This is a genomic window from Candidatus Magnetobacterium casense, from assembly GCF_000714715.1.
GTDB classification, from domain to species: Bacteria; Nitrospirota; Thermodesulfovibrionia; order Thermodesulfovibrionales; family Magnetobacteriaceae; genus Magnetobacterium; species Magnetobacterium casense.
On the sequence record NZ_JMFO01000005.1, the window covers coordinates 86,524 to 106,670 of the forward strand.

The window sequence follows — 20,147 nt, forward strand, 5'->3', positions numbered from 1 at the left end:
GTTGAACAAAGTTTGTTTTAGTGTCTATAGTAGAACAAAGACGTCATAAATGTAAATATTTTCCGTATCCTCTTAAAAAAGTATGGTAAAATAGAGTCAAGGGGGTTTCTTCGTGCCCGGGGCGGGTGCGACTTTTTACGGCAGGGGTGCCTCACCCCCTGGAGTGCCAAGAAGCGGAGCCGCCCCTTTTTTTTTCTTCTTGACATATGCCTCCAGATGTGGTAGTCTATCACAGTATGACTGTAGTCATATTAAGCCACGAAGGTTTTTATTAGGGATTGTAGTCTTTAAAAAACCTTGGTGGCTTTTTTTATTTCTCCTGAAAAGGACAGTTATATGAAAAAACATAATCAGCGTTCCATACGAAAACAACAAAATGGAGGTTTAAATGCATATACCTGATGGCTACCTGAGTCCTCAAACGTACATACCTCTTTATGGGGCGTCTTTTGTATTTTGGTCTGTTGCCCTCAAAAAATTGAAGGAAGGGCTTTCCGCCAAACACGTTCCCTATCTGGCTATGGCGGCGTCCTTTTCTTTTATCATTATGATGTTTAACGTGCCTATCCCTGGTGGAACTACAGGTCATGCAGTGGGTTCCGGCATTATTGCCATACTTCTGGGGCCATGGACAGCGGTGATAGCAGTGTCAGTTGCATTGATAATTCAGGCGATAGTCTTTGGCGACGGCGGGATCACCGCAATTGGTGCGAACTGTTTCAATATGGCTGTGGCAATGCCATTTGTATCTTATTGGGTGTTTAAACTTTTGAGAGGTAAATCAAGTGACGACACAAGGCTACACGTAGCGGCATTTCTTTCCGGTTACGTTGGACTGTCCGTTGCTGCAGCACTTACAGGCGTTGAATTCGGGATTCAACCGCTGATTGCCAGTGGGCCTGACGGAAGACCTCTTTATGCGCCTTATCCGTTGTTGGTGGCTCTTCCTGTAATGGTTTTGGAGCATATGTTTTTGTTCGGCGTCGTAGAGGGTGTTGTCACGGTTTTGTTATTGAAATATCTTATAAGGCATGACTCCGGTTTGGTCTATGCGCTAACAGTCAAGGAGGCATAAAATGATGACATCACGGAAGAAACTCTGGACAGGTCTGTTTATTCTGGCGATTCTTACTCCCCTTGGGGTCATCCTCCCCAAGGCGTTCAATGCAGGGGATGCCTGGGGCGAATGGGGGCCGGAGACACTCGAAAAACTGATTGGATACGTTCCCGACGGGATGAATCGATTGTCCGCTCTATGGGATGCCCCAATCCCCGACTATAATCTTGGCGGCGAAAATGCCTCTATGGCTCTCCAGGTGATATCATACACCGCCTCCGGACTTATAGGCATACTGGCAATCAGTCTTGTGATGTATATAATTTCACGGTTCATAGCAAAGAGTGAAAAGTAAGCTACCCTCATTCCTCTTAGAAAGGCCATCCTCTGTCCCATTTACGCCGGGCAAGGGAGGGCGAGGACTGAACACATCCTTTATCGAAAAGGGCATTCATCATCTGGCGGATGTTATCAAAACAGGATACATCCAGTGGGAAAGCGCTTCAACCGATAACTATTTTCAGAGAATCGATGCACGGATAAAAGTCCTTTTTCTTCTCTGCTATGTGATTATTATAAACCTGAAAAAAGACATAATGTCGGAAGCCTTAATCGGAGCATTTATTTTCATTCTGATAATTCTATCCAGAGTCAATGTTTTTAGTCTTTACAGGCGTGTAATTTTCTTGGGTTTCATCTTTGGTTTTCTAATCTCCGTGCCATCTGCTTTCAATCTCATCACCAGGGGAGAAATTGTCTTTCATATTCTGCACCTTGCAAGGTCATATGATTTTTGGTTCTACCATATACCAAAAGAAATCGGCATTACCAGGGAAGGGATTTATGGAGTTATGATGCTCACCTCAAGGGTTATGAACTCTTTGTCGCTCTCGTTTTTTGTTTTATACACGACCTCATTTCCCGAAATCATTAAGGCTCTGAAGGTACTGAAGGTCCCCGACAGCTTTCTCATGATCATAACGCTTTCTTATAAATACATGTTCATTTTTGCCAGGACGGTTGAAGATATGCACCTTGCCAAAAAGAGCAGATTGGCAGGACACGTCAGTAATGCCGATGCCAGAAGATGGATTGCAGGCAGAATTGCATTTGTGTTTAAAAAGACCATGCTGCGGTGTGAAGACATTTACAAGGCTATGTGTAGCAGGGGGTTTTCCAACGACATAAAGATTTACGGGGTCAGCAGGCTCCAGGCACGGGATTGGACTACGGCAATTGCCTTTTGCGTGATTGCTGTTGTATTTTTGTGGATGTGATGTGAGTGTCGGAGATATCATAAGCCTTGAGGGAATCAGCTATAACTATTACGATAAGATTCACGCTGTTTGTGACGTAACGCTCGCCATAAAAGAGGGAGAACGATTTGCAATTATCGGGGCAAATGGCAGCGGCAAGTCTACCCTCTTGCAGATCATGAGCGGCCTGATACATCCACATGCCGGGAGGTGTTTTTTCAGAGGGCATGAAGTATCTGAGCAGAGTTTAAGAGATAAGGGGTTCCTGCGATACTTCAGGGGGTGTGTAGGGTACTTGTTTCAGGACTCCGACGTCCAGTTGTTCTGTCCCACCGTGATGGACGATTTACTGTATGGCCCCCTTCAGTTGGAAATAACGCAACAGGAAGCACTCGACAGGGCTTTTGAGGTAATGCGGATGCTGAACATAGAGAATCTGAAAGACAGGTCTTCTTACATGTTGTCCGGAGGTGAGAAAAAACGGGTCGCTATTGGTTGCGTTTTAACAATGAATCCTGAGATATTGCTTCTCGATGAACCGACAAACGGCCTTGATCCGAGGACTCAATGTTTTATCGTCGAACTCATGTATGCCTTGAGTGAAGCGGGAAAGACGCTGGTGATAGCAACACATGACCTGTCAATAGTCGATGAATTAAACATGAATGTAGCCATTCTGTCTGAACAGCATATGGTTGAAAATATTGGTACTGCCCAAGACATCCTGAAAGATGAAGAGTTGTTGCTTAAGGTAAACCTCATCCACGAACATATCCACTATCACGGCCAGGTAAACCATAAGCACAGGCATTCGCATTATGCCGTCCATAAGCATGACAAAACAGTTCAGGACAAACTCGTGTGAATCCGGTATGCTCCTGAACACGCACGGTTGAGTGTGGCGCTGCCTGAATGAGACCGCCGGGGCTTTTCCTCAGGAATTATGCCTTTATACTGATAGCAAGGGTGTTGCGCATCAGCGTGGGACTTTTGCTCCTGTTTGGTGTTGCCAGGTACCTGCCGGTGGTGGAGTTTGGGGACTTCCTGTTTGTCATAAACCTCGCAGCCAGTGTGATGACAATCGCCTTCTACGGCATTGGTCAGGCTATGGTGCGGGACGTCTCTGCCGACAGGACGTTGGCTGCGCAGTACGTTGGAGCGGCCTTTAAGCTCAGAAGTTACCTTGTGCTTGCCTCCGTTGTCGTGCTTGTTGCTGTCTGCATCTTCATGGATATACGTGACCGGATACTCATAGCACTGGTCATAGCGGCTGTATCGGAGGTGTTCCGGTCGTTCTCTGACCTGGCAAAGGAGGTCTACCGCTCCTTTGAACGCATGAAGTATGACACCTTGCTGACAACCCTGTACTCTGCCCTCGTCATTGCAATGGTGGCAGTGGCCATTTACTTCAACGCTACAATGGTGTGGATTGTAGTGGCGCTCTGCTGTGCCAACCTGGTACAGTTCTTTGTCGGTGTCAGGGTCATGCTGAGGCACTTCGTTGTCCCTGATGCAACGGTGGAGTCTGCGATCATGCGCGGATTTATCAGGGATGCGTTCAGTCTCGGGGTTGGAGCGCTCTGCGCACAGCTCATCTGGCGTACCCCAACCCTGGTTCTTAAAAAATTGCGCGGAGGGGTTGACGTTGCCATCTTTGAGGCCGCACACGGACTTATACTACAGACCCTCATCATCAACGAGGTCTTTATCACCGTCCTGTTACCCAGGCTTTCCGCCCTCATACCAATCAGTGACCATGCACAGATACAGACAATGGGCATCAGGCTATTTAAGATACTGATGCTGGTGTTCATAAATGTGACCCTCATATTTTTCGTCTTTCACGCTGAGATCATAGGGTTGCTATATGGTCAACGCTATATCTCAAGCGGCTTTGTCCTGATGGCACTCTCCCCTTCGCTCATGTTTATATCGTTAACGGGTGTGTGTCACATATTTCTGATCTCCATGAAGCTGCAGAGGCAATTTGTCCTGTGCAACGCCGTCTCAACGGGTGTATTAGTGCTGACGTTGCCCCTGGCTGTCCACAGGTATGACTACCAGGGGGCAGCCATTGCGTCGTTGTCTGCCTATGCGGCGAACTTTGTCATTTCGCTGTATATGACAAACCGGTACGTCTTTACAATCCCCCTGCGGCAGACCTTAAGAGTACTTGGCCTGTCCGTGGTTATAGCGTTTGTCTGTGTCACAGTGAGGGGGATCAATCAACCGGCGGCATTGTTGACTCTGGAGGGGTCGTTTCTGCTAATGGCAGCAAAGGCCGGCATTCTGGATGACGATGACAAGCTCTACATCAAAGGCATCTTTCCGCTTAAGTTAAGACACAAAACTCCCCCTCACCGTCTATGACAGTTTTTTTGTATCCTCTTTATATTTCATGGTAACTATACCTTTACGCATCCTGGATTCCTGGTCAAGCCAGGAATGACACACTTGGAAAACGCCTGTAATTGTCATTCCAGCGAAAGCTGAAATCCATGTCTTTAAGCCGTAAAATTAATTTTACCATGCTTTTTAAAGAGGATACGTTTTTTTACGATGATTCTATGTCTTACATTTCTTACATATCCAAATAAATACAAAATTCGCTGGTCTTTCTGTTATACTAAGTATAAAGATGCAGGTGTTTTTTTTGAACAGGTAAGACAACTCAAAACCTGAAAGGAGGTTAAAATGGCAACAAATGATTATAAGGCCAACTATGGTTTTACTAAGGAGACATTCCCCCTTGGCACACATATATGCTATGTGTATAACGACAATGCAGAGCGCAGGAAGGTAATGAGAAAGTTTGTGGAGAGTGGTCTTTTGGCAAGGGAAAAGGTGGTATACCTCGTTGATGTAGCCACAACAGACGACATAGATGGCTATCTCATGGCTATGGAGCTGGATGTTGACCAGGCAAGAGGCAGCGGCCAGCTTGTGATGGATACGGCCATGCGGGGTTACTGTCCCAACGGCTACTTCGATATTGGACGCATGATGCAGATCTGGAAGGATTTTTATAACCTCAGCCAGAGCGAGGGCTATGCAGCGATGCGCGCCACCGGTGAGACGTGGTGGACCCAACGGGGCGTGCCCGGCTCCGAGCACTGGATAGAGTATGAGGCTATGCTTAACAAGCTCGTCCTGGACTATCCCTTCAGCGGTCTTATCTGCCAGTATGACGCTAAGATGTACAACGGGGTAACGATCTTTGATGTCCTCAGCGTCCACCCGTTGATGATCGTCCAGGGACAGGTGCTAAGAAACCCGTACTATGTACAGCCTGATGAGTTCATGGCAAAAAAAGGGCACTAACTCACTTTAATGGGTGGAGGATTTATCCAGGCAGACATTGTAGGAAGGCTGCTTGTAATCCAGGAGGCACTCGATGTCATGCCCGACGTAAAGGGTATGGCAGAGTTCCTGGAGCGGGCACTGCTGGAGGTGCCTGGACTTGATGCAATCTACATATGCCACAGAGGCTGCCTGTTCCTGGGGGTAAACGTAGAACTTCCATGTTGCTGGGGGGCCGGACAGTGGCTGGAGGATGTCCGTGGTGAACACGAATGTGCCATAGAAGGCGTACATGGGATGAAGGTGATGCCATTGAGGACCATAAATGCCCTCCACGGCTATCTCATACTCGATGTAACAGACCAGGGGCAACTTACCCACTACGAACCGTTTTTGAAAAACATATGCAACGTCCTGTCCAGGACAATCGAAAACCGACAGACCATGCAAAGCCTCAGGGAGGCCAACCTCGAACTCCAGAAGGCACGTGATGCGTTGAAAGAGAGGGTATTGCAGCGCACGGAGCAGCTCAGAGAGAGCGAGGAGCGCTACAGGGGCATGTTCTATGACAGCATGGCAGTCATGCTCCTGATAGAGACAGATACCCTGAGCATTGTGGATGCAAACGATGCCGCATGTCGCTTCTATGGCTACGACAGAGAGACGCTCAGGACCATGACGATACAAAACATCAATATGCTACCACTGGATAAGATTTATAACATAATACAGAGACTAAAGACTCACCAGACTGAACACTTCTTCATGCGTCACAAGCTGGCAAGTGGTAAGATCAGGGATGTAGAGATATACGCAGGGCCGGTGATGATAAGGGGTAAGATGTACATCTGCTCGGTGATCCACGACATTACGGAGAGGGTGAGGGCGCAGGAGCATTTGCATCTGTTCAGATATCTCGTAGATCAGACAAATGACGCCATATTCATAATAGAACCCGTGACGGCTCGCCTGTTGGATGCAAATGAGAAGGCGTGCACCAATCTGGATTATACAAAAGAGGAACTCCTCAATCTCAGAGTCCTTGACATTGATGCCGCAGTAACAGGGGAGGCGGCCTGGAGGGAACACGTAATCCAACTCAGGAGCGCCACCGCCCTTGTCTTTGAAAGCAAGCACAGACGCAGGGATGGTTCTGTCTTTGATGTGGAGATAAACGTCAAGTACGTCTATAGTGAGATAAACAATTATATGGTGGCCGTGGCCCGTGACATAAGCGAAAGAAAGCGCTATGAAAACAGCCTCCTTCAGACGACTCAACAGCTTGAGGAGCTAAACAGGACACTCAAGGACAGGGTTGCCGAGGAGGTGGAAAAGAACCGTCTCAAAGACCTCATCATGTATGACCAGGCCCGTCACACTGCCCTGGGGGAACTGCTTGTCAACATCGCCCACCACTGGCGTCAGCCGCTGTGTACAATCGGTCTGATGGTACAGGACATCAAGGATGCCTATAGCTACAATGAGCTAAATGAACAGTACATAGACGATTCCGTAAAGGCCATGATGAAAGAAATCCTAGAATTATCAGCTACCATAGACAACTTTAAGAGTTTCTACGTACACAATAAGGATATGAGCCGTTTTAATCTCTCTGATACGGTAAACAAGGCAGTCTCTATCATAAGGGATTATTTTAAGGGTAAAAACACGACCATTTATATGGATATGGATAAACGGATAACCCTGTATGGGTATCCGGACGAGTTTTCACAGGCGCTCCTGAACATATTAAGCAACACAAAGGATGCCTTTGAGGAAAGAAAAGTGCCCAACGGCCTTATTAAAATTGAGGCACATCAAAATCCTGAAAACGGTATTGTCTTATTGACCATTACCGACAATGGCGGCGGCATAAGTGACGATATCATAGGGAAGATATTTGATCCGTATTTCACAACAAAGGATAAGGCCAGGGGTACCGGGCTTGGATTGTACTCTGCCAAGGTCATCGTAGAGAAAAAGATGAAAGGCACTATAACGGTCTCCAACACCAGCGACGGTTGCCAGTTCAGGATAGAGGTTCAAACGTAATGTGCAGGTAGTCAGCGCTTAAGCTATCGTATACTCTTTATATTTCATGGTAACTATGCTGTTACGTATCCTGGATTCCTGGTCAAGCCAGGAATGACCCCTGTTCGAGCCAGGGGCAGGCACACTTGGAAAACCGCTGTGACTGTCATTCCTGCGAAAGCAGGAATCCATGCCTTTTTAACCGTGAAATAAAAATTACCCTGCTTTTTAAAGAGGATACAAGCTATCTATTATAGTTTTTTCTGCCGTGTAGTTCGACAAGCAGCAGGGGAAAGAGCATATATGAAAACAGATAAATAAAATACATGTATCGAAAATCCGGCGACTGTATTGTCAAAAACAGAAACGGAACCTGAAACAAGACAAACGAACACGACAGGGCAGTCACAGGCAGCCACTTGTACAGCAAGAATGCTGCGGTAATAACCATCAGGGGCATAAGCGGGTTCCATATCCAGAACCGGGCGCTAAAAACGCCTGCATAGTTAAAGCTCCTGTTTACCAAGTCATTGACAGTGGTGAACAGCCCTACAGACCTGGGTGAAAGGTTAAGCCTTGCCGTTATCGGATTGATAAAGTCCCTGTCCCGGGGGGGCTTATACAGTTCGTTTCCCCACAGACTTGCGTACTTGTAGCCAAAGGCAGAGGATATCAGAAATGCCCGCTCTGAAAAAAAACATTGGAAAATTATCGGCAACCCGCCTGATAAAGAATCGATTCAGGCGCCTTTCGTCGTCATAGGATACGTTGCCGTCTGAAAACTTACTGAAAAATATATGCGGTGCATTAAGATATGTATATTTTTCCCTTATCTCCTCCACGCTCATATACTTCTGTATCATTCTGGCATCGGCCTCATAGTCATCCGAGTAATAAGGCAGCCTGGATGCAAACAATGCCAGCATAGGACCTATCTTCCAAGTTACGTTTAACAGGTTATAGTTGGTGCGCTTATGTACGGACAAGGCACCTGCCACTATGTACTGGATAAACACAAAGATAATTAACGAAGCGATCGAAAAGCGCAGTACCCACCTACCCGGTATAAGCCTCGTAAGCCATAGAACCAGGGGTAAGAAAAACAGAAATATGATCCCGTTGTGTCTGACAAGGCATAATGCGGCAAACATCGCAGAGGCAACAATGACAGGTTTCCATGCAGGCGTTACCGGTCTGCCCTTTTTTTTGTTGTATGCCAGGAAAAACAAGCCAAATGCAAAGAAGGACGTCAGGACGGAAAAAGGAACATCCTTCCACATGGTGACATTATAAGCCCCCACGGGTATGGACAGGACAAAGGCGACAAAGAATGGCAGGATGAGATAAAATCGCACACCCTCTCTTATTGCAAAGTAAAAGACGCAACTGCCCAGCGCCGCCGTAGACAACAACTGAAACATGGCAACGGATGCCGGAGAATCAAATATCTGACTAAGAAAAGCCAATCCCATTGCATATATGTAGGGATGCCAATTGCTAAAGGTTAGTGTTTTTTGCTGAACCCACTGGTCAAGGGAATCGTTTGTCATGGCCGCGGGCCAATAGGCCATCAGCCACAGGGAAAACACGGTCGTTGAGACAACAAAAAACGCCCAGAATACCCAGCGCCTCTGTTGTACAAACACGTAGGCCGGCACAGAGCGCCACCCCGACAGTGACAGACGCCGCGGCAATCCTGACAGTTCATAAGTCAGCCACGCTATCAGCAGTGCCAACGAAAGCTGGATGCAAATCAATACGGGGTGGAACCTCTGCTTCTTTTGGTGGATGTTGCCAAATCCGATACTTGAGCTGAACTTGCTCCGGTCAAACTGCAACGGTACCCTGCCGTCGGAGTAGACTACGTCCAGGGAGTTCAGGGTAAATGTCCGGCTGAGGTCAATGCCGTGCAGGAGCAATCCCTTGATCTTAAGCTGCGGCAAGGTGACGGTTTTTACGTCCTGTCCCGGGACAAACCGTTTGTCTGTTACAACGGACTTAAATGTATTTACGGGGCTATACAGGTCAAAGACGTGTTGGTCTTCATCGACTGTTACCCGTACCTTTCCTGACGACATGCCTGAGAGAAAGACTATCTCAAGTGCGGCAAACCCGGCGTCAAAACTAATGGAATCGCCGTCTTTTCGGAAAAGAAAGGCCTTCCCAAAGCTGCCTCCGCCACCGCTGCTCAGATCAACAACGGCCAGCGAAGGTGTTTCCGACAGGGGGATAACATTGCCCTTGTCGGTCTTTATCTGCGCTATAAGCACGTCTGTGGCACCGGCCCTGTCATTGCGTTGTCCCATGCGCTCTATTCTGACAGCGTGAGAGGTATCGGTTAATGGTGCTTCCTTGCCCAGGGTGATGTACTGTGCCTCGTTGTCGTTAAAGCCATCGCCGGTGTCCCAGCGTACAACGGCCTGTATGCGCTTGTCCAAGGTTGCATTTATCTCCAGGCCGGCTGCAGGATAGTAGCCATTGCGCAACAAGAAATAGAGAAACATAACCGAAAAAACGCAACCGGCAACAATAACCCTTTTATATTCAACTTTCGATATAATGTCCTGCTACACTCCTTAAATATTGATAGTTCGTCTATTGTAAACAATAAACCATCCTGAGTCAAGGTAACCTAATTAACAACTCATAAAATTCTCAAATGCGATTGCCGTGTCCGAATTGCCAAAACGATTGACAGAGGTTATATAATTGTGTTAGGGTGAGTATATGAGGATTATGTAAGTATTTTTGAGAAACCAAAGGAGGATTATTATGCGTGGGGGAGAAGAGCTGTTACGATGTAAGTCGTGGATGGCGTTGTTGTTGGGTATTATTGTGTTTGCGTGGGTGGTAGACGGTGCAGCGGCAGAGGGTAAAAGGCGGGTGTGGCTGAAACTTGAGCAACCGTGGTATTTTAGCAACCCTGTTGGTGTAGCAGCAGATACCAGAGGCAACGTATACGTCACTGATTCTGCTAACAATCGCATCCAGAAGTTCACCGCCGATGGTAAGTTCATCGTCAAATGGGGAAGCCGTGGTAATGGCGATGGCCAATTTGACCGTCCTTGCGGCATTGCGGTGGATGCCGGAGGTAACGTATACGTTGCAGATACTAATAACAGTCGCATTGAGAAGTTCACCACCGATGGTAGGTTCATCGCTAAGTGGGGCAACTACGGCAGAGATGACGGTAAGTTTAGCAGTCCTTCCGGTATAGCGGTAGACGGCAACGGCAACATCTATGTCGCAGATACCAATAACAGTCGCATCCAGAAATTTACTTCCGACGGTAAGTTCATCGCAAAATGGGGCAATCACGGCAAAGGTGACGGCCAGTTTAATCAACCCTCCGCCATAGCCGTAGACGCCAACGGCAACGTCTACGTTGCAGATACAGGCATCATGGGCTTCCGTGGTATTAATAACCGCATCCAGAAGTTCACCTCCGATGGTAAGTTCGTTGCTAAATGGGGCAGCTACGGTGATGGTGATGGGCAGTTTAATCAGGCATCCGGTATAGCGGTAGATGGTAGCGGTAACGTCTACGTTACAGACAATGGCGTCGGTGAGTTTGACCACCCCGAGGAGGCGCCGACAAGTGGTACCTTCTCGATAGTTCGCAGGCATGATATGGATGTTTATGGCGGTATCCACCGCATCCAGAAATTTACATCTGATGGCAAGTTCATCGCAAAGTGGGGCAGCACGGGCAATGGAGATGGCCAGTTTAAGGACCCCTCCGGCATAGCGGCAGACGGCTACGGCAACGTCTACGTCGCTGATAGCCATAACAACCGCATCCAGCGATTCACCGCTGAGGGGAAACTCGTCGCCGTATGGGGCAGCTACGACAGGGGTAAAAACATGTTTGATGCCCCCTATGGCATAGCGTCAGATGGTGGTGATAACATTTACGTTGCAGACAGGTATAATAATCTTATTCAGAAATGTACCAGGGATGACAGGTTCATCGCTAATTGGGGCGGCCATGGCAGGGGTAAAGGGGGTTTTACTTTCCCTCAAGGCATAGCGGCAGACGGCAACGGCAACGTCTATGTAGCCGATACGGGTGGCGGCGGCATCTATGGCGCCAACAACCTCATCCAGAAGTTCACCGCCGATGGTAAGTTCATCACCCAATGGGGCAGTGAGGGCAGAGGGGAAGGACAGTTCTCTTATCCTCGTGGCATAGCGGTGGACGACAACGGCAACGTTTACGTCGCCGACACGCTAAACCATCGTATCCAGCGATTTGCCGCCGATGGCAAGTTTATCACCGACTGGGGCGGCATGGGCAACGAAGATGGCCGCTTTAGGGAGCCATTTGGCATAGCGGCAGATGGCTACGGCAACGTCTACGTTGTCGATACATATAATCACCGCATCCAGAAGTTCACCGTTGATGGCAAATTCGTTGCAAAGTGGGGCAATTTAGGCACCGGTAAGGGACAGTTCTCTTATCCTAATGCCATAGCGGCAGACGGCAACGGCAACGTCTACGTCGCTGACACCGATAATCATCGCATCCAGAAGTTCACCGCTGATGGCAAGTTTATCGCTGCCTGGGGCAGTGAGGGCAGTGAGGACGGACAGTTTGCGTTGCCTCGTGGCATAGCGATAGATGGTGACAGCAACGTCTACGTCATTGACTGGGGTAATTCCCGTCTCCAGAAGTTCACTGCCGACGGTAAGTTCATCGCTAAATGGAACAGCTACGGCTACGGGGAAGAAGAGTTCGATCCACCTTATGTCAAAAAGTGGTTACAGAAACGTATGCGTTGCCTGTACGAAATGTCGGAAATCGGCAACGGCAACAGCAACGTTGCAGATACCTCTGGCAATACCATCCAGGGATTCAGCAACGGCAACGATGACTACGATGACGACAACGATGCCTGCAACGACGACTACGATGACAATGACGACTGCGATGATGACAATGCCTCATTTGTACACCTGCAACGGCTTATGTCTGCCCAGGCGTCAGCGTTTAAGGCGTTGGCGCCTGCACTCAAAGAGGAAGACGCCGGCGGCTACGGAGACGTTTAGGGAGTCTATCTTGCCATAGAGGGGAATCTTTACGAGTTGGTCGCAGTGCTCCTTGACCGTTCTGCGCAGTCCCTCCCCCTCGGAGCCAAAGACAAAGGCCACAGGGCTGCTGAGGTCTGTCTCCCAGAGGGATACCCCGGTATGTGAGTCTGCCCCGCAGATCAGGACGTTGTTGTCGCTGAGAGTCCGCATTGCGTGCTTGATGTTTGGTACCACACACAGCGGTACGTACTGACTTGCCCCCGAAGAGGTCTTGACCACCGTGGGGGTGATACCCGCACTGCGATGACTCTGAAAGACAACCGCACTGACACCCGTGGCCTCGGCACTGCGCAGGATGGCGCCAACGTTGCCGGGGTCAGTGATACCGTCGAGGATGACAAACAACCCAGGCTCTCGTTGGACCGATACGCGCAAGAGGACATCCTCTACGTCCTCAAACTGCTGTTGTTGCCGCTGTTGTTGCTGTTGCCCGGGCACGGCACACACACCCTGGTGCAATGCCGAACCAAACCGGCCAAAAAAGCCCTTCTCTACCGTCCTGACCTGACACCCCTTCTGATGCGCCAGCTCAACCAAGTCCCTGATCCTGTCGGTCTTGCCCGTGACGGAGACATACACGGTCATGTGCCTTGCACTGGCCCTGAGCGCCTCCATCACGGGATTTATGCCGTATATCCACTTGCCGTCCATGGGATTAATAACCCGGAAACACCTTTATCTCCAGGTGTTTGTTGTCCCTTAGAGCACACCTGGCAGAAAGTATGCCGCCGTCTATGTAGTCGAGCTTAAATGCCCCAACCCCGCTGCGCACAAGGCTCTTTGCATCGGCAGGACAACCATGCTCACAACCTGCCACACCGCGGATCATTCGTGACAACAGATGATCAATATTCAACTGTCCCACATCAACCCCCATGCCACTGGCAAAACCAACTATCTTGTCCCTGGCCTTTACAACGTCAAAATCATAGGGATTGGCAACATCAAATGCCATCGATTCCTTGTCAATACTTATGTCAATTTCCATGCTAACTGCCTCCTGGTTCTGCGAAATATCTATAGTTTTTTAGATTCCTCATGCATCTTCTTGTAATTTTGGTGAAAGATTTATTTTACGCTCAATGTCCTTCAAAGTATTCAACGCATTTGGGAAGTCAAAGTTACTTATCTGTCCCTCAAGCTGCCTGAGTTCTTCAGGGATACGTGAAACATCAAGGCATTGTTTTAAGCGGGCCAGACTTTCTATGGCGTCGGGACTGTCATTATTTATAAAGTCATAGAGTTCCTTCAGGGTTGCCCTGAGTTGGCCAATGTCACCGGGCGTACTGCCGGAAGGCGATGCAAGGTTACTCTCTGGTCGCTTCAGGACCTTTAACGACTCCAGTACCTGTTGCAGGGCAGCGTCAAACTTCGATAACAGCCCGACATACCGGGCCTCACTTCCATCCCTGATGGCTTTTTCCAATTCCCCTGCCGTCGCATAAATGCCATTTGCGGAGAGATTGCCTGCCGTCCCCTTTATGGTATGCGCCAGACGTTGTGCCTTGGGGATATCGCCTTTGTGTATCTCGGCTTGTATCTCTTGCGTTATGGAGGCATACATTTCGGCAAAATCCATCAACAACTCTTTGAAGAACCGCTTGTTGCCGTTAAGCCTTACCAGTGCCGATGCGATGTCGATTCCGGGCAAGGTCTCTGGAAAATCAACGTCATCCACTTGTATTTGTGGCTGTTGCGGGGTATCTGTTGTCTGCCGGGACAACTGCCGCATTGTCGGTTTGAGCCATCGCAACATGGCACGATACACCGCTTCAGGTTCAACCGGCTTGCTGACATAATCATTCATGCCCGCCGTAATACATGCATCTCTGGTACCGCTGATGGCATGGGCAGTCATTGCAATGATTGGCAGGTCTTTTAGCCTTTCGTTTTCCCTGATTAATGTCGTGGCCTCATATCCGCCCATCACGGGCATTTGTACGTCCATAAAGACGAGGTCATATGTTCGCTGGTTTACGGCGTAAACCGCCTCCCTGCCATTACCCGCCACTTCCACAAGCACCCCTGCCGCCCTTAATATCTCTCCGGCCACCTGCTGATTCAACACGTTGTCCTCAACAAGCAGCACCCTGGCACCCTTAACAGCATCCGTCACACCCTTGAGGTCGGTGACACTGGAGCGGTCTCTCTTACGTCCCCGCCGGTTATATGCAAATGTTGCGGTAAAGGAAAAGGTGGAACCCTTTCCCGGTTCGCTGTCAACGCTTATCCGTCCACCCATAAGCTCCACAAGGGTCCTGGATATAGCCAGACCAAGCCCTGTGCCGCCAAACCTACGGGTTATCGATGTATCCGCCTGCGAAAAGGCCGTGAATAAACGCGCTACTTGCTCCGATGTCATGCCAATACCCGTGTCCGACACCGAAAATTTCAGCAGACACTGCACATCATCCCTTGTCAACAACTCCGTGCTCAGGACAACACGACCTGAAGGCGTAAATTTAATCGCATTATTGGAGAGATTAATCAACACCTGGCGCAGGCGAAGCGGGTCGCCAACCAGACAGCCCGGCACATCGCTGTCCGTTTTACCGATAAACGCTATATTCTTTTCTACCGCCTTCACGGAGACAATGTCCGTAACTGTTTTGATAACATCCTCAAGGTCAAAGTCAATGGTTTCCATTTCTAGTTTACCTGCTTCTATCTTTGAAAAGTCAAGTATGTCGTTGATAAGTCCAAGGAGGGACTTCGCAGATGACTCTATCTTAACGAGGTAGTCATGTTGTTGCGGAGTCAGTGCGGTCTTTAAGGCAAGTCCGGAGAAGCCGATAACCGCATTCATCGGCGTGCGTATTTCGTGACTCATATTGGCCAGGAACTCACTTTTGAACTGACTTGCCTTTGCCAGTTCCTTATTTTTTTCGGCCAACTCTCGCGTGGTGTACTGCAACTGTTGGGTTCGCTGTTGCACTTTTTCTTCCAGGCCGGCATAAAGTCTGGCGTTTTCGATGGAGATAGCTGCCTGTGCACTGAGTATCGTCAGCACCTCCAGGCGGTCCTCGGTAAAGGCGCCAACGGTCAGATTATTTTCCATATACAGGATTGCGCTAAATTGCCCCTGGTGCATGATTGGCTCGCACAGGACTGACTTCAGCGAGTGTTGCCGCACATAGGGGTCACGCATGAAACGCACATCCCGCGAGGCATTGATTGACAACAGCGTCTGTGCCGTGCGAATGACATACTGAATGACCGAACGCGCAAGCAACCCCTCTTCCAGTTCCAGGTCAATCCCCTGAAATATCTCAACCTTATTGGATGTCGTCTCCACAAGTGCCTGTATCTGCCACCGTGTGTCCTCCTTCAGTAGCAGGACGCCCTTTTGAGCTCCGGCGTTTTCAACCATGATCCGCATGATCTTCTCAAGCAGCCCCTCCAGATGTATCTCCTCGGAGATGGTCTGGGAGGCCTTTAACAGGGTGTATATGTCCAGGACACTGCAATGGGGGTGACTCTCCGAAGATGTTGAACTATCAGGGGAATTTGAAGCGGAAGATTTAAAGTCCTGCGTTGGGGTGTTTCGTAATTCCACCAGGCCGCCATATTGACGCACCATGCGTTGCACAATGGCGGTTGCCCCCCACAGTTCGTAGAGATAGCGGGCCTGCATCAGGTAGACCTTTGCGATCCTGTTTTTGCCGCGTTTGAGGTAGAACCTTCCGGCCAGCTCATTGGCCATTGCCTCGTCGCTGAGGTACTCGTTGAGCTGTGCCTCTTCGATGGCGTTGTCGTAGGCGTCTTCGGCCTCGGAGATGTTGCCCAGGACTCGTGCAACTTCGGCCTCTACCAGGTAGCGGCGATGCAGGTTGTTCATGGGGGCATGGTCGGCACTATGGCGTACCTTCTGCTGCCAGCTCTTTACGTCTGAGAGGATTCTTGCCTGCATCTCAGGGGTTGTCTTGTTGTAAAGGGCCAGGGTTATCAGGCAGCGATAGAACCAGAACATGGAATCGGTCAGAAACGTGCCGGCCACCGCATCCAGGTATTGCTCTGCCAGGACTATATGCCCTTGTGCCTGTTGATAGCGTCCCCCCCAGTAGGCCAGCATGGCCTTGGAAAAGTAGAACAACTGCATGGCATAGAGGTCCTCGACCTGTTGCAGCATCGGCAGGAATTCGGACTCATTACAGACGCTTCCCTGGAGTTGCCAGGGGTCCTGCGGGGCCTCGATGAGGTTTAGGACAATCTGGTGCCAGGGTTGTGTGTGACGCACCGATAGTATCTGGTTGATCTTACGCATTACATCGATGTGATGGGCCATTTCATCTCTGAGTTCAATCAGGTTTTTCCCCAAAAACAGACTATGACAGCAGAGAAAATGGATCGGGATGGCGGCAAACTCAAAATTGCCCACCGCCATCGCTAACGAATGTACCTCCTGTAATCCCGCAACCGACTGACGCAGGTGTTCTTTGTGATTCTGGATGAAGGCATACCAGACATTAAACACGATTGGCTTGATGGTCTTGTCATTAAAGCGTTCTATCATCTGTTTTGCCAGCAGGGCAAACCGGTAGCCTGAATCAAAATCACCAAGCACGGTTTGTAGTATCCCATAGGCCCCATACACCAGACAGGACAAGGGATTACTCCCCAGGGCGACTGCCAGCTCCACACATTCCAGGGTCATAAGGGAAAACAAAACAGGGTCTACACGACACGCAGAGGGGATCACGTTGGTCATGATCCGTATGGCAGCCAGTTTGTGGGGTTCGTTGACGACAGGCAGTTCAAGGAGTGCATCGAGGGAATATCGGGAGAGCTTTGTTGTCACCACGGCCATTTTCTGTTGGACGTCGGACATTGTCGGATTTGCAGGCAGATGCACTCCCAACTCTGCCAGCACAGGCAGCAGCATTACGATGGCATCACGTTGGTGATTCTCTGCGATACGCCTGTTGCTTTGCAGCAGATAGACCGGAACCTTATCCAGAAATGCCTCTGCGTGGGTGAGAACCTCCCCTGATGCGGCATCCATCCCGGCAAAGTCCCCGATGTGAAATGCCGCCTCGGTGGTCTCCGTGTAGATACTCAGGGTCTCCTGATAGGATGTGTTCCAGGCATCTTTATTCAGCAGCGACTGTGCCGACTTCATGCAGTGGAATTCGGTCTCATAGGCCAGAGACAGTCTGGCTTTGCGGGCGGCCCTGAGGTTCAGCAAGCGGATTTTGGTCTTGTCCTCCGCTGTTGTGGCAAGGTGCAATGCCTGATTGAAGTGGTTGACGATCTCAAAGAGGTGTTCTTCCTCTTTTTCCTTGTCCATGTGTTGTATCATCAGGGAACCGATAGTAAAGTGGAGTTCTGCAGTCTGTTGCGGTGATAAGAGTGATGCCGCCGATTGCTGGATACGGTCATGGGCAAAACGCATAAGAATGCACCGAGATTCCGTGTCGGAGATAAATTTCCACGCATTATCCAGGGGGAGTACCAGTTCTTCCTCAAGGGCCTCCCACAGTTCACCAAATGTCTCCTTCATACCTTTCCGATGAAGCAGCGATAACATCTTTAAACCAAAGGTACTGCCCAGACAGGAGGCGGACTTCAGGATATCCTGGGTGACAGGAGTCAGCTTCCTGATCTGTTTTATCATGAAATCCACGACATTTTCCGATATGCTTGCCTGTAATATTGCCGACATATCCCAGCTCCAGCTCAATGCCGAGGGGGCAAACTTAATCAGGCCATCCTCATACAAGGAGGTAAGCAGGTTTCTGAGGAAGAAGGGATTGCCGCCGGTTTTTTTAAGCAGCAGTTGTGCCAACGGCAGGGTTTCTGACTCGGGACGATGTAGTGTTTCGGAAAGCATTTTATTGACGCTGGCCTCCTCCAGTGCATCCAGCACCACGGAGTGTATCGCCACCTGTCGTTGTCGTATCTCCAGGAGGGTTCGGGTCAATGGATGGGCGTTGTCCACTTCGTTGCTGCGCCAGGACAGCACCATAAGAAGATGACGACTGTCCTCGTTGGTCATCAGGAGTTCGATCAGTTTCAGCGAAGACATATCTGCCCATTGTAAGTCGTCCAGAAACAGAACCAGCGGATGTTGGGGCGTAGCAAAGACGCCCACAAAGTGTTGAAAACACCAGTTGAAACGATTCCGGGACTCTGTTGGGGGAAGGGGCAGCGGTGGCTCTTGCTTGCCAATGACCAGTTCCAGCTCGGGGATTATCTCTGCGATCAACTGTCCGTTGTCTGCCACCGCCGCGAGTATTTTTTCTTTCCAGGAGACTATCACTGACTCGGGTTCGGTCAGAATGTGCTGCAGGAGGGTTTGAAATGCTTCAATCAAGGCAGAGTAGGGTATGTTGCGTTGGTATTGATCGAACTTGCCTGAGATGAAATGTCCACGTTTCTCTACTATTGGCCTGTGGATTTCCGCAACGAGGGAGGACTTTCCAATACCTGAGTATCCGCTTACCAGTACCAGTTCGGACTTACCTGCCTGTGTGCGTTTAAAACTATCAAGCAAAACCCGTATTTCTCTCTGCCGGCCATAGAGCTTGTGGGGGATGTGAAACTGTTCAAAGTGGTCGTTTGCTCCCGGGACAAAGTGCGTGATCCGTTGTGAGGTTTCCCATTGCCCACGGCAGATTTCCAGGTCATGTTTCAGCGACAGTGCGCTCTGATAGCGTGCCTCTGCGGTCTTGTTCATCAATCGTCCGATGATCCCCACCAGCATGTCGGGGACATTGGCATTGGGTGGACATATATGTTCCCTGGCTATATGGCAATGCACCAGCTCTATGGGGTCGGCGCTGACAAATGGTGAAGTCCCAAATAGCATGAAATAAAAGGTGGCCCCCAGGGAATACAAGTCAGAGCGATAATCTACCGGACGATTCATCCTGCCGGTTTGTTCGGGAGAGATATAGGCCAGAGTTCCTTCCAGGACATTGGGGTTCAAAGGGCACACCGTTTCGCTACGAAGGGCGGTGGACAGGCCAAAGTCAATCAGTTTGACCTGGCCGGTCCCGGGATTACACAGGATGTTGGACGGGTTGATGTCCTTGTGGATGACCCTCCGGCGATGAACCACCGACAGGCAATCGGCCATCTGCACTGCAAGGGGCAAAAACCCTGAGACATCCAGCCCGCTGGAGGATATCATACCATCGAGGGATTGCCCCCCAAAGTCCTCCATGATCAAAAACCAGGTGTTGTGATATTTCTCCAGGGCATAGACCTTGATAACCCCTGGGTCGTCAAATGACCGGGCAATTTCATACTCCCGCTGAAACCCTGCCAATTTGTGTGGCAGCGGATAGTCCTCTCGCAACCGCTTCAGGATGACAGGCTGCCGTGTATCCTTGTGTATCGCCCGATACACCAGCGAATTTGAACTCTCGTAGATAAGCTCCGGGTTGTTATAGTCTAAAATCTGCTGCATC

At 49.5% G+C, this 20,147-nt stretch carries 13 protein-coding genes; 8 read left to right on the plus strand and 5 right to left on the minus strand.

Annotation, left to right across the window (positions count from 1 at the left end):
• Positions 1-388 precede the first annotated feature (388 nt).
• From cbiM to Mcas_RS16255, 7 genes are all read left to right on the plus strand, one after another.
• Positions 389-1,075 (plus strand): cobalt transporter CbiM, encoded by a 687-nt coding sequence (gene cbiM, locus Mcas_RS04285; protein ID WP_040334270.1) that lies wholly within the window; start codon positions 389-391, stop codon positions 1,073-1,075.
• Position 1,076: 1 nt separating this feature from the next.
• Positions 1,077-1,412 (plus strand): PDGLE domain-containing protein, encoded by a 336-nt coding sequence (locus Mcas_RS04290; RefSeq protein ID WP_052566848.1) that lies wholly within the window; start codon positions 1,077-1,079, stop codon positions 1,410-1,412.
• Entirely contained in the window at positions 1,402-2,334 is a 933-nt protein-coding gene (gene cbiQ, locus Mcas_RS04295; protein WP_040334271.1) for a cobalt ECF transporter T component CbiQ, read from the plus strand. The genes Mcas_RS04290 and cbiQ overlap by 11 nt, the downstream gene beginning before the upstream one ends.
• Before the next feature lies 1 nt (position 2,335).
• Positions 2,336-3,178, plus strand: coding sequence for an energy-coupling factor ABC transporter ATP-binding protein (locus Mcas_RS04300; RefSeq protein WP_040334272.1), 843 nt, complete (start codon positions 2,336-2,338; stop codon positions 3,176-3,178).
• 47 nt (positions 3,179-3,225) lie between these two features.
• Entirely contained in the window at positions 3,226-4,683 is a 1,458-nt protein-coding gene (locus tag Mcas_RS04305; protein ID WP_040334273.1) for an oligosaccharide flippase family protein, read from the plus strand.
• A gap of 324 nt (positions 4,684-5,007) precedes the next feature.
• Positions 5,008-5,634: an MEDS domain-containing protein gene (locus Mcas_RS04310; RefSeq protein WP_040334274.1), complete on the plus strand. Its 627-nt coding sequence runs from the start codon at positions 5,008-5,010 to the stop codon at positions 5,632-5,634.
• A gap of 9 nt (positions 5,635-5,643) precedes the next feature.
• Positions 5,644-7,665 (plus strand): PAS domain-containing sensor histidine kinase, encoded by a 2,022-nt coding sequence (locus Mcas_RS16255; protein WP_052566849.1) that lies wholly within the window; start codon positions 5,644-5,646, stop codon positions 7,663-7,665.
• A gap of 223 nt (positions 7,666-7,888) precedes the next feature.
• Here Mcas_RS16255 and Mcas_RS18010 read toward each other — a convergent pair whose 3' ends face one another.
• Together Mcas_RS18010 and Mcas_RS04325 are read right to left on the minus strand one after the other, a co-directional pair.
• On the minus strand, positions 7,889-8,362 hold the full coding sequence (locus Mcas_RS18010) for a hypothetical protein (RefSeq protein WP_156033126.1): 474 nt from the start codon (positions 8,360-8,362) through the stop codon (positions 7,889-7,891).
• Positions 8,262-10,148: a hypothetical protein gene (locus Mcas_RS04325; RefSeq protein WP_040334276.1), complete on the minus strand. Its 1,887-nt coding sequence runs from the start codon at positions 10,146-10,148 to the stop codon at positions 8,262-8,264. Before Mcas_RS04325 ends, Mcas_RS18010 begins: the two co-directional genes overlap by 101 nt.
• Positions 10,149-10,416: 268 nt before the next feature.
• Here Mcas_RS04325 and Mcas_RS04330 point away from each other — a divergent pair, with 268 nt between their 5' ends.
• Positions 10,417-12,693: an SBBP repeat-containing protein gene (locus Mcas_RS04330; protein ID WP_052566850.1), complete on the plus strand. Its 2,277-nt coding sequence runs from the start codon at positions 10,417-10,419 to the stop codon at positions 12,691-12,693.
• On the opposite strand, the gene rlmB is transcribed toward Mcas_RS04330, so the two are convergent.
• Genes rlmB through Mcas_RS04345 form a run of 3 tightly spaced genes read right to left on the minus strand, consistent with a single transcriptional unit; the run spans position 12,628 to position 20,146 of the window.
• Complete coding sequence (gene rlmB / locus Mcas_RS04335) at positions 12,628-13,386, minus strand: 23S rRNA (guanosine(2251)-2'-O)-methyltransferase RlmB (RefSeq protein ID WP_040334277.1); 759 nt, start codon at positions 13,384-13,386, stop codon at positions 12,628-12,630. The genes Mcas_RS04330 and rlmB overlap by 66 nt on opposite strands.
• Positions 13,387-13,390: 4 nt before the next feature.
• Positions 13,391-13,723 carry a hypothetical protein gene (locus Mcas_RS04340; protein WP_040334278.1) on the minus strand — a complete coding sequence of 111 codons (333 nt, stop codon included), beginning with the start codon at positions 13,721-13,723 and terminating at the stop codon, positions 13,391-13,393.
• A gap of 48 nt (positions 13,724-13,771) precedes the next feature.
• On the minus strand, positions 13,772-20,146 hold the full coding sequence (locus Mcas_RS04345) for an AAA family ATPase (RefSeq protein ID WP_052566851.1): 6,375 nt from the start codon (positions 20,144-20,146) through the stop codon (positions 13,772-13,774).
• Position 20,147 lies beyond the last annotated feature (1 nt).